Genomic DNA, 14,344 nt, shown 5'->3' with positions numbered 1-14,344 from the left:
GAGAAGCCGGAAGCGCGCGGGCCGGAATGACGAAAAGGCCCGCCAGCGGGGGAAACTTCCCCCGCTGGCGGGCCTCGCACCGTGTCGGGACGGCGGGATTTGAACCCACGACCCCTTGACCCCCAGTCAAGTGCGCTACCAAACTGCGCCACGTCCCGGTGCCCGGCTGATCAGGGGCTTTGACCCCCGTTCCGTGCACATGAACCATACCGCATCCGGGGGTGTGCTCGCTCAGCGGCGGGGGGTCGGGGGGAGGTGCTCGCCGACCGGGGTGCGGTGCCACCACCTGCCGGTCTCCCGGCGCTCGCGCCACGTCGTGAAGCGGTACCGGTACAGGCGGGCGCGGACGTGGGTGGGCGGGTGGTCGGGGAAGGGGTTCACGCGCAGCAGGCGGAGGGTGGCGCGGTCGCCGGCGAGCAGGCGTTGGACCAGGGCGCGCAGCCAGGGCTGGGGGCGGTGCGGCGCCAGCGCGGCGAACCACATCATCCAGTCGAGGCGCAGATGGAACGGCGCGAACTGCCGGGGCAGCCGTGCGACGTCCCCCGGCTTGCCGTGGAACGCGTACTCCCGCCATCGCGCGCCCTCGTCGGGGTCGGGGGCGTCCGTGCCCTCGAGCACGATCTCCATCCGCTGGCGGGTGACGCTGCCGAAGGCGCCGTAGGTGTTGACCAGGTGCAGGCTGTTGTAGGAGCGGTTCATCTGCTGGCGCGGGGAGAGGAGGTTCCGCACGGGCCGGTGGCTGAGCACGGCCACGAGCGCCGCGGCCGCCAGGACCGTGATCGTGAACCACGCGGGCGCGTCCGGCTGGTCGGCGGGCGGGGCGGGCAGCGGGAGGTGGCGGGCGGCCAGGGCGCCGTCCACGGCGGCGACGGCGAGGATCATGGTCAGCCAGTTGAGCCACGCGAAGTTCCCCGAGGCGACGAGCCACAGCTGCGTGACCATCACCACGGCCGCCGCCCAGGTCGCCACGGGCTGCGGCGCGAAGAGCGCGAACGGGACGATCAGCTGCGCGACGTGGTTCGCCGCGGCCTCCACCCGGTGCAGCGGGCGCGGCAGGTGGTGGAAGAACCAGCTCAGCGGCCCCGGCATCGGCTGCGTCTCGTGGTGGTGGTAGAGACATGTCAGCCTCCGCCAGCACGGGTCGCCGCGCCACTTGATCAGGCCCGCGCCCAACTCGACGCGGAAGACCAGCCAGATCATCAGGTAGAGGCCGACGGTCGGCGGGGCGATCGTGTCGTTGCCGAGGAAGATCGCCAGGAAGCCCGCCTCGAGCAGCAGCGACTCCCAGCCGAAGCCGTACCAGGTCTGGCCGATGTTGACGATGGACAGATAGAGCGCCCACAGCACCGCCCACAGCGCCATCGACACGGGCAGCGGAACGGCGTCGGCGGCGCCGCCCGCCACCGCGGCGGCCAGCGCGGCGCCCAGCCCCGCGACGGCGGTGAACAGCCGGTCGGAGTAACGCCATTGGAAGACGCTGGGCGCGTGGCGGAACGGCACGGCGCGCACGAACGCCGGGGCGGGCGTGAGGCCGCGCTCCCCGGCCAGCGCGCGGAACTCCCGCAGGGCCGCGAGAAAGGCCACCAGGTAGACGACGGCGAGGCCGCGTTGCAGCACCAGACGGCTCAGCCAGGCGTCGGGGGCGGCGATCCAGTCCATGGTCCCCATGCCTACCACCGCGGGGCTCGGGGGCGCGGCAACGCCCGTTGACCTGGCGCGCGGCGCCACGTAGCTTCTCCGGCGGAAAACGCTTGCCGGGCTGCCGAGGGTCGCCCCCGAACCGTGAGGAGAGGCCCCGTGCCCCTGACCGACATGCCGCTGCGCGCCCTGCGGGAGTACGACTCGGGCGTGGCCGCGCCCGAGGACTTCGACGCGTTCTGGGCCGAGACGCTCGGCACCGCGCGCGCCGCGGGCGCGGAGCCCGCCACCTACCGCCCCGTGACCGACAGCAGGCTGGCGACCGTCGAGGTCTTCGACGTGCGGTTCCCGGGCTGGGGCGCCCAGCCCGTCGCCGCCTGGCTGCTGCTGCCGCGCGGCGTCGAACGCCCGCTGCCCGCCGTGGTGACGTACCAGGGGTACAGCGGCGGGCGCGGTCTGCCCACCGAGCACCTGCTGTGGAGCGCGGCGGGCTACGCGCATCTCGTGGTGGACAGCAGGGGCCAGGGCCATGACACCCCCGACCCCGACCCGGTGCCGACCTCGCAGTGGGTGCGCGGCTTCATGACCCGGGGGATCGACGACCCGCGTGATCACTACTATCGCCGCCTCATCACCGACTGTGTGCGGGCCGTTGACGCCATACGTGAGCACCCGGCGGTCGATCCGGCGCGGGTGATCGTCGCGGGTGGCAGCCAGGGCGGCGGCCTGTCGCTCGCCGTGGCCGGGCTCGCGGGGGACGCGGTGGCCGCGGTGGCGGCCGACGTGCCGTTCCTGTGCGACTTCCGGCGGGGCGCCGACACGGCGGGGGAGGGCCCCTACCTCGAGCTCGTGCAGTACCTGGGGAGCCACAAGAGGGCGGACCCGGCCGGGGTGTTCGCGACGTTGAACTACTTCGACGGGCAGCACTTCGCCGCCAGGGCGACCGCCCCCGCGCACGTGAGCGTGGCGCTCATGGACCCGGTGTGCCCGCCCTCCACGGTGTTCGCGGCGTACAACCGCTACGCGGGCGAGAAGGCCCTGACCATCTGGGAGTTCGGCGACCACGCCGGTGGCCGGGGCACCCAGCCGGTCAGGCACCTGGAGTGGCTGGCGGCACGGGGGCTCGCCGGGTAGCCGCGCCCTGGCGGCACCAGGCGTTCGCCTGTGCGCCACCCGGGAGCCCTGGACAGCGGCCATCACCCTTGATGTTTAATTGCGTCTAGTTCGCAATAACGTCTTATATTCATCAGGGGTGTGCCATGAAGGGCCGGACGTCGAGGACAGGGATCGCGGCGGCGGCGGTGGCCACGCTGCTGGCCGCCGCCTGCTCCGCGCCCAGTGAGGACGGCCGGGGAGACGGCGGGGGAGAAGGCGGCGGTGGCGAGGGCGACTCCCTCGTCATCGGCATCGCCAACGAGCCCGACACCCTCAGCCCGTTGCTCGGCTACGGCAAGGACGGCAACTCCAAGATCTTCGACGGGCTGCTCAGGCACGACGAGGACCTGGAGCTCCGGCCCGCGCTCGCCACCGCGCTGCCCGAGGTCAGCGACGACGGGCTCACCTACACGTTCGGCCTCCGCGACGACGTGGAGTTCAGCGACGGGAGCCCGTTCACCGCGCGGGACGTCGTCTTCACCTACGAGACGATCCTCGACGACGGCACCAACAACGCCGCCAAGGGCGACCTCGACGCCGTCGAGAGCGTCACCGCCGAGGGCGACCACACCGTCGTCTTCACCCTCTCCCACCCCTACGCCCCGTTCGCCGACCGCACCGTCCTGCCGATCGCGTCGGCCGAGGCGGCGGGCGGCCAGGACGTCAACACGGGCCCTTACAACACCGAGCCGATCGGCACGGGCCCCTATGTCGTCACCGGCTGGACCCGCGGCGAGCGCATCACCCTCGAGGCCAACCCCGACCACTGGGGCGGCGAGCCCGAGGTGCGGCGGCTGACCATGGCCGTCATCCCCGACGACGACGTGCGTGCCACCCGGCTGCGCTCGGGCGACCTGGACGCCGCCGTCCTGCCGCCCAACCTTGCCGCCACGTTCGAGGGCGAGGACGGCCTGGTGACCCACCACGCCGAGAGCGCCGACTTCCGCGCCGTCACCCTGCCGTCCGACCACCCCGTCACCGGCGACCGCGACATCCGCCGCGCCCTCGACCTCGCCGCCGACCGCGAGCTGATGGTCGATTCGATCCTCCAGGGCGCGGGACACGTCGCCCATGGCCCGATCCCCACGGTCAGCCCGTGGTTCGCCGAGGGCACCGAACGCGCCCACGACCCCGAGGGGGCCGCCGAGCTGCTCGACGCGGCGGGCTGGGCGCCCGGCGACGACGGCGTCAGGGCCAAGGACGGCCAACGCGCCTCGTTCACCCTGTGGTACCCGGCGGGCGACCGGCTCAGGCAGGAGCACGCCCTGGCCTACGCGGGCGACGCCGAGGAGATCGGCGTCGACATCACCGTCGAGTCGGGGCCCTGGGAGGTCATCGACGAGCGCATGGCCGAGGACGCCGTCCTCTCCGGCGGTGGCAGCCCGGCCGACCCCGACTTCGACCTCTACACCCTGCTGCACTCCTCCCTCGCGGGCGACGGCTACAACAACATGGGCCACTACCGGAACCCGGCCGTCGACGAGGAGTTGGAGAACGGCAGGCGCGCCGCCGACCAGGCCGAGCGCGAGGCCGCGTACGACGCCGTGCAGCGCGAGCTGGCCGACGACCCCGGCTACACCTTCCTCACCCACATCGACCACGTCTATGTGATGGCCGACCGCTGGGACGGCGTCAGCACCCAGATCGAGCCGCACGACCACGGTCTTGGCCATGGCCCCTGGTGGAACGTCGAGGACTGGCGAGCCCGGCCGTGACCGCGACCGCCCCCGACGTTCACACGGACCGCGCCCGCCGCGCCGCCCGGCTGCCCTGGGCCGCCATGGCCAGGCTCGTGGGGCGGCGGCTGCTTGCCGCCGTGCCGGTGCTCGCGCTGGTCACCCTCGGGATGTTCGCGGTGGCCGCGGCCTCGCCGTTCGACCCGGTGCGCCGGTACATCGGCGACGGCGGCGCGGGGACCTCCCAGGAAACGCTCGACGCGCTGCGGCGGAACCTCAGCGCCGACGGCACCTTTGTCGAGCAGTGGTGGACGTGGCTGCGCTCGGCCGCCGCCGGAGACCTCGGCCAGTCGCTCGCCCTGCGCCAGCCGGTCGGCCAGGTCATCGGCGAACGCGTCGGCTGGAGCCTGCTGTTGTGCTCGGTCGCCTTCGTGGTGGCCGTGCTGCTCGGCACCTCGCTCGGGGTGCTCGCCGCGCGCCGGGCGGGCGGCGCGTTCGACCGCGTCGTCACCGCGCTCAGCTACACGCTCCAGGCCGCGCCGCCGTTCTGGCTCGCGCTCCTGGCCATCTGGCTGTTCGCGCTGCGGCTCGACGTGCTGCCCGCCGGCGGGCTCACCGGGAGCGGCGGCGGATCCGCCGTCGACGCGGGCTCCCTGGTCCGCCACCTCACCCTGCCCGCCGCCGTGCTCGCGGTCTCGCAGCTGCCGTGGTTCGTGCTCTACACGCGCCAGGGCGTGCTCGACGCGCTCGGCGAGGACCCCGTGCGCGGCGCGCGCGCCCGCGGCCTGAGCGAGCGCACCGTGCTCATCGGCCACGCCCTGCGCTCGGGGCTGCTGCCGGTCCTCACCCTGATCGGCACCCGCGTCCCCGAGCTGATCACCGGAGCCCTGCTGGTCGAGACCGTCTTCAGCTGGCCCGGCATCGCCTCCGCGACCGTCCGCGCCGCGACCGCGACCGACTTCCCGCTGCTCGCCGCGCTGACCGTGCTCTCCGCGCTCGCGGTCCTCGCGGGCAACCTCATCGCCGACCTCCTCTACGGACTCGCCGACCCCCGGGTCGACCACGACGAGATGTGACCGCGGAAACGCCCATGAACCAGCCCGCCGCCCCTCCCACAGCCGTCGAAGCCGGGCCCTGGCACGCCCCGCGCCGGGTCCGCCGCTCCACGCGCGCCGCGCGCGTGGCGTTCTCCGCGGCGCTCGTCGCCCTCGCCGCGCTCGCCGTGCTCCTGGTCCCGCCGCTCTTCCCGCTCGACCAGCAGGCCGTCGACCTGACCGCCAAGCTCGAACCCCCGTCCGGCGCCCACCCGTTCGGCACCGACGAGGTCGGCCGCGACGTGCTGCTGCGCAGCGTCTACGGCCTGCGCGTGTCCCTCGTCGTCGGGCTGGTCGCGGCGCTGGCCGCCAGCGGCATCGGCCTGCTGGTCGGCTGCGCCGCAGGGGCGGTGGGCGGGAGGTTCGACCGCCTCGTCATGCGGCTCGTCGACACGTTCACCGCCGTGCCGCACCTGCTGATGGGGATCTTCATCGTGGCGATGTTCCGGCCCGGCGTGTGGCCGGTGATCGCCTCCGTCGGGCTGACCCACTGGGTCTCCACCGCGCGCATCGTCCGCGCCGAGGTGCTGTCGCTGCGCTCACGCCCGTTCGTCGACGCGGCCATATCCGGCGGCGCCTCACGGCTGCGCGTCGCGGTGCGCCACCTGGTCCCCGCCGTGCTGCCGCAGGCCGGTCTCGCCGCCGTGCTCATGGTGCCGCACGCCATCTGGCACGAGTCGGCGCTGTCGTACCTCGGCCTCGGCATCCCGGCCCACGAGGCCAGCCTGGGCACGATGATCAACGGCGCCCGCGGCTCCCTGGTGACCGGCGAGTGGTGGCCCACGCTCTTCCCCGGCCTCCTCATCGTCGTCCCCACCCTCGCCATCGCCGGACTCGCCGGAGCCTGGCGCGAACGCATCAACCCCCGCCGTCGATCGGAGCTGGTCCTGTGAGCCGGACGCCCAGCCAACCGCGGGAGGACCCGCCGCAGGGCCGACCCCTGCTGTCCGTACGGGAGTTGTCCGTGCGGTTCCTCATGCCGGGCGGGCGCCCCGTCGCCGCCGTCACCGACGTCTCCTTCGACCTGCGCCCCGGCGAGTGCCTGGCCCTGGTGGGCGAGAGCGGCTGCGGCAAGTCCGTCCTCGCCTCCGCGCTGCTCGGCCTGCTGCCGGGCAACGCCCGCACCAGGGGCGCCGCGCTGATCGACACCGGGGAGGGGCCGCTCGACCTGCTGACCGCCGATGAGGCCACGCTGGCGCGCACCGTTCGGGGCCGCCGCGCCGGGCTCATCCCGCAGAGCCCCGCCGCCCACCTCACGCCGGTGCGCACCGTCCGCTCCCACCTGGCGGAGACCGTGCGCGCCCTGCGCGGCACCCCGCGCCGGGAGCTGCGCGCCGCCGCCGAGGCCGCCGCCGCGCGGGCCGCGTTCCCCGCCGACCACCTCGACCGCCACCCGCACCAGCTCTCCGGCGGCCTCGCCCAGCGCGCCGCCACCGCGCTCGCGCTGGTCGCCGACGCGCCCCTGCTCATCGCCGACGAGCCCACCACCGGACTCGACCGCGACCTGGTGGACCGCACGGTCGGCGAGCTGCGCCGCCACGCCGACGAGGGCCATGGCCTGCTGGTCATCACCCACGACCTGGCCGCCGCCGAGCGCGTCGCCGACCGGGTCGCCGTGATGTACGCGGGCCGCGTCGTCGAACTCGCCGCCGCCGACGCCTTCTTCGGCCACCCCGGCCCCCGCCACCCCTATGCCGCGGGCCTGCTCGACGCCCTCCCCGAACGCTCCTTCACCCCCATCCCCGGGCTGCCGCCCGAGCTGGACGCCCTGCCCGACGGGTGCGCGTTCGCCCCCCGCTGCGACCGCGCGACCGAACGGTGCGCCAGCCTGCCCGCCCTCGCCGACGGCGTCGCCTGCCACCACGCGCGGGAGGCCGCCGATGCTTGAGCTCGACCGCGTCACCGCGGGCTACGACCGCGGCGTCCCCGTCGTCGCCGATCTCTCCCTCGCCGTCGGCGAAGGCGAGGCCGTCGGGCTGCTCGGCCCGAGCGGCTGCGGCAAGTCCACCCTCGCCCGGGTGGCGGCCCTGCTGCACCGCCCCTGGGCCGGGACCGTCCGCCTGGCGGGCGAGCCCGTCACCGGCTTCCGCTTCCGCGCGCCCCGCGCCGAACGGACGCGGGTGGGCGTGGTGTTCCAGCAGCCCAGGCTCGCCGCCGACCCCCGGCTGACGCTGGGCGACCTGATCGCCGAGCCCGCCCGCGCCACCGGGCGCGGCGCGGAGCTCGCCGACCGCGCCGCCCGGCTGGCCGACGACATCGGCCTCACCCCCGCGCTGCTCGGCCGCCGCCCCCACGAGGTGAGCGACGGACAGCTGCAACGGGCCTGCCTGGCACGGGCGTTGCTGCTGCGCCCCGGCCTGCTGATCTGCGACGAGATGACCGCGATGCTGGACGCCTCGACCACCGCCGCGCTCGCCGCCGTCGTCGAGGAGTACCGCCGCGAGCACGGCGCCGCCCTGCTCGCCGTCGGCCACGACCGGGTCCTGCTGCGGCGCTGGTGCGACCGGGTGCTCGACTTCCCGACCGGGCGGTGACCCGCGCCGCGCCGCTGGCTACGGTGACCCGCATGACCATCCGCGTGCTCCTCGTCGACGACGACCCCCTGGTCCGCTCCGGGCTGCGGCTCATGCTCTCCGCCGCGCCCGACCTGGAGATCGTCGGCGAGGCCGCGGACGGCGCCGAGGTGCCCGCGCTGGTGGAACGCCACGCCCCCGGCGTGGTGTTGATGGACATCCGCATGCCCGGCATGGACGGCCTGACCGCCACCGAGCGGCTGCGCGCCCTGCCCGATCCGCCCGAGGTGCTGGTCCTGACGACGTTCAACGCCGACGAGCACGTGCTGCGGGCGCTGCGGGCCGGGGCCGCGGGGTTCGTCCTCAAGGACACCCCGCCCGGCGAGATCGTCGCGTCCGTGCGCCGCGTCGCCGAGGGCGACCCCGTCCTGTCGCCCGCCGTCACCCAGCGGCTGATCGCGCACGTCACCGGCGCGGGCCTGGACGCCCGCCGCGCCAGGCGGCGCCTCGCGGCGCTGGGCGAGCGGGAGCGCGAGGTCGCCGTCGCGATCGGCCAGGGCAAGTCCAACGCCGAGATCGCCGCGGCGCTCTACATGAGCGTTCCGACCGTCAAGACGCATGTCTCGCGGATCCTGGCCAAGCTGGAGCTCAACAACCGCGTCCAGATCGCCCTGCTCGCCCATGACGCGCGGCTGGCCGAAGGCGACTGAGGACACGACCTAGGGCCTGTCTGACAATCCCCGGCGGGCTCGCGACGACTGGCATCCCGCCTGGCTGCGTTGCCGAATCGCGCGAGTACGGCTGAGTACGAGCTGCGATCCGGCGCCTTGCCAGGCGGGCGCCATCCGCCGCTCGCTGATCCACCGGAAATTACCAGACAGGCCCTAGCCGAGCGAGCGGTAGAACGCCAGATGGCGCCGCGCGGCCTCCTCCCACGTGTGCCGGGCGGCCAGCTCACGGCCCGCGGCGCGGCGTTCGGGGTCGTCGTCGCGCAGGGCCAGGGCGAGCGCGGCGGCGAGGTCATCGGGGGTGGCCGCGAAGCGGGCGGCGTGGCCGAACACCTCGCGCAGCACGGGCAGTTCACGCACCACCAGCGGCACGCCCGCGGCCAGCGCCTCCATCGCGGCCAGGCCGAAGCCCTCCTTGACCGAGGGGAAGGCGAACGCGTCGGCCGCGGCCACCAGGGCGGGCAGCTCGTCCTCGGCGACCGGGCCGAGCACGACGGGGTCGACGCCGAGCTCGGCGGCCCTGGCCTCCCAACGCGCCCGGTAGTCGCGGTAGTCGAACAGCGTCTCGCCCCCGGCGATCACCAGCCGCGTCCCCGGATGCCGGGCGCGCAGCAGGGCGTGGGCCTCGAGCAGGTCGAGGGAGCCCTTGCGCGGCTCGATGCCCCCGACGGTCAGCACATAGCGGCCGAGCCGCGCCCGCCACCGCTCCCTGGCGGCGGGGTCGGGGTCGGCGAAGCGCTCGGAGGCCACCCCGTTGGGGATGACCTCGGCCGTGAGGCCCCATCCCGCGGCCAGCTCGTCGGCGACGGCGCGGGAGACGCAGATGTGCGCGTGGGGCTCGGTGAGGGCGCGCTCGTGGCAGGCGGCCAGCTCGGGCGTCGTGAAGTGGTCGAGGTGGTGCACCGTGCGGACGCAGCGGCCCACGGCGTTGGCGCTGATGCAGTCCTGGGCGTGCACGACCGTGTAGGGGCGCGGGTCGAACGCCTCGCGCAGGGTGGCGATCGAGCGCAGGACGCGCTCGCCGACCGTCTCGTCGGGCGGCCCCTCGGGGAAGGGCACGATCCGCTGCGCGACCGAGGGGTGCACGTCGCGGAAGAACGCGCGGTCCCCGCCGCGGCCCAGCGTCCACACGGTGACGTCCGCGCCCGCCGCGGCGAGGGCCTCGGCGAGCGCGAGCGTGTGCACGACACCGCCGCGGGGCTTGGTGGAGTAGCTGAGCAGGGCGATCCTCACGAAGGGCCCTCCCGGTAGGCGGCGGGGCGGCGTTCCCCGAGGTGGCGCAGGACGCGGCGGGCGCGGTCGATCTCGGCGGCGATGTCGAGCTCGGCCACGGCAAGGCCCGCCTTGGACCACGTGCGCGCCAGGATGTCGCCGCCGGGGCCTACCACCTTGGCCTGGCCGAGGAAGCGCATCCCGCCCATGGCGCCGGTCTGGTTGGAGGACGCGAGCACCACCTGGTTCTCGGCGGCGCGCGCCTGGTCGTAGAGGTCGAACAGCTTGGCCTGGCGGTCCTGGGCCATGCGCGGGGCGCGGTTGGTGATGCTGGTCGGCCACGCGGACAGGCAGGCGAGCACCTCGGCGCCGTCGAGGGCGAGGCTGCGGGCCGACTCGGGGAACGTCTTGTCGTAGTCGATGAGCATCCCGACCCGTCCGACGGGCGTGTCGAACGCGTCGAACCGGTCGCCCGGCGCGTAGGCGGCGACCTCGCCCGCCGGGAGGTGCACCTTGCGGTGGCGGCCGAGGACGCCGTCGCCGCTGACGCAGACGGCGGCGTTGTACCGCTCGTCGCCGCCGTCCTCGCAGTAGCCGACGCACACCACCATCTCGGCCGCCAACCGGGCGACCTGGAGGAGCAGCGGGTCGTCGGGCTTGAGCGCGGGCGGCAGCGCCTCGGGGTCGGGGTGGCGCAGGTCGGCCAGGTAGCCGCCGAGCGCGGCGTCGGGCAGCACGAGCAGCCCGGCGCCCGCGGCCCTGGCGTCCTTGATCAGCTGGCCGACCCGCGCGAGGTCGAACTCCAGGTCGCGGCCGAAGTGGGCGGCGGCGGCCGCGATCCGGACCGTGGTCATGTGCGAGCAGCTCCCGCGTAGGTGTAGGCGTCGGGGCGTCGGTCGCGTAGGTGCCCCATGGCGCGGCGCGCGGTCATCAGGGCGCGGGCGACGTCGAGTTCGGCGATGGCCAGCCCTGGGCCGACCCCGGTGTCGGCGAGGACGTCCCCGCCGGGGTCGACGACCTTGGCGCTGCCGACGAAGCGTAGCGAGCCGAACGTGCCCGACTGGTTGGCGGACACCCAGACGATCTGGTTCTCCAGGGCGCGGGCCCGGTCGAACAGGTCGAAACGGCGCTTCCACCGGTCATCGGCGAGGTCGCTCGCGGCGTTGGTGCGGGACCCCGGCCAGGCGGAGACGACCACGCCGATCTCCGCGCCGTCGAGCGCGAGCGCCCTGGCGGACTCGGGGAACGCCTTGTCGTAGCAGATCATCATCCCGATCCGCCCTACCGGGGTGTCGAACGCGTGGAAGCGGTCGCCCGACGCGTAGCTGGCGTTCTCCCCGAGGGGCTGGTGCACCTTGCGGTGGTTGCCGAGCACCCCGTCGCCCGTGACGCACACGACGCTGTTGTAGCGGGCGTCGCCGTCCGCCTCGCAGTACCCGGCCACGAGCGTCATCTCGCCCGCGAGGGCGGCGAGTCGGCGGATCTCGGGCCCGTCGAGCGCGAGGGCGGGCGGGCCCGCGTCCGCCTCGGTGTCGCCCTCGGTCTCGCCCTCGGCTCCGCCTTCGAGGCTCAGCAGATAGCCGCCGAGGCACGCCTCGGGCAGCGCCAGGAGGCGCACGCCCTCGCCCCTCGCCTCCTTGACGAGGCGTTCGACGGTGGCGAAGCCCTCCTCGATGTCGCGGCCGAACTCGGCCGACGCGGCGGCCATCCGCAGGGTGCTCATGCCGTCCCACCTTTGTGAGCGGGTCCCATTCCGGTGACCGACCCGGCGACCGCTTCCGTGATCTCTCCGTCGGGCCAGCGCAGCCCGACCCCCTGGCCCTCCGTCAGCTCCCCGCACACCGCGCCCGTGGCGGGCCCGGCGGGCGGCGCGGGGGCGCCGGGCCCGTCGGCGGTGAGCATCGCGAAGCCCGGGAAGCACGTCAGCCAGTCGCCCACCGTCGCCGCCCCAGGCCGGGGCACGGCGGACACGTCGAGCAGGGCGCGGCAGCCGCTCGCCTCGGCGAGCATGCCGAGCGTCCCTGCGATGCCCGCCATCGACACGTCCTTGGCGGCGGCGGGCCGCGCCGCGGCCACCGCCCCCGTCATGGCGCGCAGCTCCGCCGCGCGGCGGTGGCTCGTCGAGTCCCACTGGCGGCCCTGGTAGCCGGGGCGCCAGCCGCCCGCGAGGTCCGCGGTGAGCCGCACCGCGTGCCCGGGGCGCCCGCCGCCGCCGGGCACCGGGCGCTCGGCGCGGCCGAGCGCGGTCACGGAGAGCGCGGCGGGGACGCCGAGCTGGGTGTGCCCGCCGAGGACCGGGACGCCGTAAGCGGCCGAGGCGTTCCGCAGCCCGCCCAGCACGCGGGCGGCGTGCGCGGCGTCGCGGGCCCCGATGGCGTCGAGCAGGCCGAGGGGCGAAGCGCCCATCGCGGCCAGGTCGTTGACGTTCACCAGGACCGCGCACCAGCCCGCCCATGCCGGGTCGCGCTCGACCATGGACGGCACGATGGCGTCGCACGCGGCGATCACGTCGGTGCCGGGCACGGGCGCGCCGTCGTCGCCGACGTGCCCGGGGCCGCCGAGGGCGAACGGCGCCGCGTCGCGCCCCGAGCCCGCCAGCGCCGCGAGCAGGGGGCCGAGCGGCGCCTTGGTGGCCGCGGCCTGCCCGGCGATCCGCGCGATCGGCCAGCGCATCAGGACGTGCGGGACCCCGGCGACTGCGGCCTCGCGCACCCGCCGCCAGCCGAGGCGCCTGAACAGCGGCTCGGCGGCGACCTGGACCGTGGCGTCGAAGCGCAGCGCGCCCTCGGCCTCGGCCCGGGCGCACGCGGCCCTCACCAGCGCCGCGCCGACGCCGAGCGCGCCCCTGGCGCCCGGGGCGACGACCAGGCGGCTCCCCGCCCACCAGCCGATGTCGGGCCCGCCGCCGACGGGGCCGAGCCGCACCCCGCCGACCACCGCGCCGCTCGCCCGGTCGCGGGCGATCAGCACCACGGTGCGCGGGTCGGCGTCGCGCTCGTCGAGGTCATGACCCTCGAACAGGCCCTGCTCCCGCACGAACGCGTCCCGCCGCAGCCGTCGGTGGGCCGCCGACTCGGCCGCGCCCTCGGCCTGTTCGATGTGGAACGCCGGCTCGCGCGCCAGGGTGCTGCGGTCGCCGAGCAGCGCCAGGATGTCGGGCGGCCGGTCGGTGGCGGGCGATGCCGGGGACACGGGCGCCGCGGGCGAGCCGTCGAGCTGTTCGAACGTCACCGTGCTCACCCGCCCGCCGTCCTCAGCACGCTGCACGCCCCGCAGGCCGCACAGCCCGCGCCCTGGTCGGCGCCGCTCATCCCGGCCGCGCGCAGCCGCGCGGCGACGGCCTCGGTGACGCGCCGCAGCACCTCGGCGCTCGGCGCGCCGACCCCGTCGCGGGCCGCGAGCGTGCCGCGCATCGGGCGGAAGGGCACGACGAAGGGGTAGACGCCCCGGTCGATCAACCGGCCCGCGCCCGCGACGAGTTCGTCGGGGTCCTCGCCAAGGCCGACCAGCAGGTAGGTGGAGACGCGGTTGCGCCCGAAGACGCGGACCGCCTCGTCCCACGCCGCCTCGTAATCGGCCATCGGCACGGTCGACTTGCCGGGCATCCAGCGGCGGCGCACGGCGTCGTCGAGGGACTCGACATGGATGCCGATGGCAGTGGCCCCCGCCTCGCGCAGCGCGCCGATCCAGGACAGGTCGCCCGGCGGCTCGCACTGCACCTGGATCGGCAGCCCAGGCACCGCCGCCAGAACGGCGCGCACCGACCGCGCCAGCGCGCGGGCGCCCCGGTCGGGGCCCGCCGTGGTGCCCGTCGTCATCACCAGCTGCCGCACCCCGTCGAGCCGCACGGCCGCCTCGGCGACCTCGGCCAGCTGGGCCGGGGTCTTGGCGGCGACCGTCGCGCCCGAGCGCAGGGACTCCTCGATCGTGCAGAAGCGGCAGCGTTCCGCCTCCGCGTAGCGGACGCACGTCTGGACGACGGTCGTCGCGAGCACGTCGGCGCCGTGCAGCCGGGCGATGTGCTCGTAAGGGACGCCGTCCTCGGTCGTCAGGTCGTAGAACCTCGGGCGGCGCACGGGGGTCAGGGTGAGCCCGGTGTCCTGCTCGCCGAGCCACACCCGCCCGTCGCGCACCCGGTAGGGGCTGTCGGGGTTGGTGGGCAGGGCGGCGTTGGCACCGTCGATACGGACGTGTCCGTCGTCGCTCGGCCCCGCGCCGTCGGGTCGCCGCACGGGGGCGTCCGACGCCACGCCGTGCAGGGCGAGTTCGGCGCGCGTCATGATCCGCACATCCACCGTCGTGTTCGTCGTTCCGGTGCCAACGCTCAT

Annotated in this window: 13 protein-coding genes and 1 tRNA gene; 7 read left to right on the top strand and 7 right to left on the bottom strand. The window is 75.3% G+C overall.

What is annotated here, in order from left to right; genetic code table 11:
• Positions 1-84 precede the first annotated feature (84 nt).
• A tRNA-Pro gene (locus D7318_RS23600) sits at positions 85-158 on the bottom strand.
• Positions 159-231: 73 nt separating this feature from the next.
• Positions 232-1,659, bottom strand: coding sequence for a lipase maturation factor family protein (locus tag D7318_RS23595; protein WP_120699206.1), 1,428 nt, complete (start codon positions 1,657-1,659; stop codon positions 232-234).
• A 138-nt stretch (positions 1,660-1,797) separates the two neighbouring features.
• Here D7318_RS23595 and D7318_RS23590 point away from each other — a divergent pair, with 138 nt between their 5' ends.
• The 7 genes from D7318_RS23590 to D7318_RS23560 all read left to right on the top strand — a co-directional run bounded on the left by D7318_RS23590 (position 1,798) and on the right by D7318_RS23560 (position 8,786).
• Positions 1,798-2,772, top strand: a complete 975-nt coding sequence (locus tag D7318_RS23590) for an acetylxylan esterase (RefSeq protein ID WP_120699196.1) — start codon at positions 1,798-1,800, stop codon at positions 2,770-2,772.
• Between the two features lie 125 nt (positions 2,773-2,897).
• Positions 2,898-4,508 (top strand): ABC transporter substrate-binding protein, encoded by a 1,611-nt coding sequence (locus tag D7318_RS23585; RefSeq protein ID WP_120699195.1) that lies wholly within the window; start codon positions 2,898-2,900, stop codon positions 4,506-4,508.
• A 65-nt stretch (positions 4,509-4,573) separates the two neighbouring features.
• Positions 4,574-5,545, top strand: coding sequence for an ABC transporter permease (locus tag D7318_RS23580; protein ID WP_120699205.1), 972 nt, complete (start codon positions 4,574-4,576; stop codon positions 5,543-5,545).
• Positions 5,546-5,559: 14 nt separating this feature from the next.
• A complete protein-coding gene (locus D7318_RS23575) occupies positions 5,560-6,456 on the top strand; it encodes an ABC transporter permease (protein ID WP_120699194.1) in 897 nt (298 codons plus the stop codon).
• A gap of 83 nt (positions 6,457-6,539) precedes the next feature.
• The gene (locus D7318_RS23570; RefSeq protein WP_120699204.1) at positions 6,540-7,451 is read left to right on the top strand and encodes an ABC transporter ATP-binding protein; all 912 of its coding nucleotides are present in this window, start codon (positions 6,540-6,542) and stop codon (positions 7,449-7,451) included.
• Positions 7,444-8,097, top strand: coding sequence for an ABC transporter ATP-binding protein (locus tag D7318_RS23565; protein WP_120699193.1), 654 nt, complete (start codon positions 7,444-7,446; stop codon positions 8,095-8,097). Before D7318_RS23570 ends, D7318_RS23565 begins: the two co-directional genes overlap by 8 nt.
• Positions 8,098-8,129: 32 nt before the next feature.
• Positions 8,130-8,786: a response regulator gene (locus D7318_RS23560; RefSeq protein WP_120699192.1), complete on the top strand. Its 657-nt coding sequence runs from the start codon at positions 8,130-8,132 to the stop codon at positions 8,784-8,786.
• A gap of 174 nt (positions 8,787-8,960) precedes the next feature.
• Here D7318_RS23560 and D7318_RS23555 read toward each other — a convergent pair whose 3' ends face one another.
• The 5 genes from D7318_RS23555 to D7318_RS23535 are packed head-to-tail and all read right to left on the bottom strand — an operon-like array spanning position 8,961 to position 14,344.
• Positions 8,961-10,037 (bottom strand): MSMEG_0565 family glycosyltransferase, encoded by a 1,077-nt coding sequence (locus D7318_RS23555; protein ID WP_120699191.1) that lies wholly within the window; start codon positions 10,035-10,037, stop codon positions 8,961-8,963.
• Positions 10,034-10,870: a carbon-nitrogen hydrolase family protein gene (locus D7318_RS23550; protein ID WP_120699190.1), complete on the bottom strand. Its 837-nt coding sequence runs from the start codon at positions 10,868-10,870 to the stop codon at positions 10,034-10,036. Before D7318_RS23550 ends, D7318_RS23555 begins: the two co-directional genes overlap by 4 nt.
• Complete coding sequence (locus D7318_RS23545; RefSeq protein ID WP_120699189.1) at positions 10,867-11,739, bottom strand: carbon-nitrogen hydrolase family protein; 873 nt, start codon at positions 11,737-11,739, stop codon at positions 10,867-10,869. The genes D7318_RS23550 and D7318_RS23545 overlap by 4 nt, the downstream gene beginning before the upstream one ends.
• A complete protein-coding gene (locus D7318_RS23540; RefSeq protein WP_230424003.1) occupies positions 11,736-13,283 on the bottom strand; it encodes an MSMEG_0567/sll0787 family protein in 1,548 nt (515 codons plus the stop codon). The genes D7318_RS23545 and D7318_RS23540 overlap by 4 nt, the downstream gene beginning before the upstream one ends.
• Positions 13,253-14,344 (bottom strand): MSMEG_0568 family radical SAM protein, encoded by a 1,092-nt coding sequence (locus tag D7318_RS23535; RefSeq protein ID WP_120699188.1) that lies wholly within the window; start codon positions 14,342-14,344, stop codon positions 13,253-13,255. Before D7318_RS23535 ends, D7318_RS23540 begins: the two co-directional genes overlap by 31 nt.

This window comes from Streptomyces radicis, assembly GCF_003626575.1.
Classification (GTDB): domain Bacteria; phylum Actinomycetota; class Actinomycetes; order Streptomycetales; family Streptomycetaceae; genus Streptomyces; species Streptomyces radicis.
The sequence above is the reverse complement of the archived record's forward strand: the minus strand, read 5'-3'. Positions and strand labels throughout refer to the sequence as shown.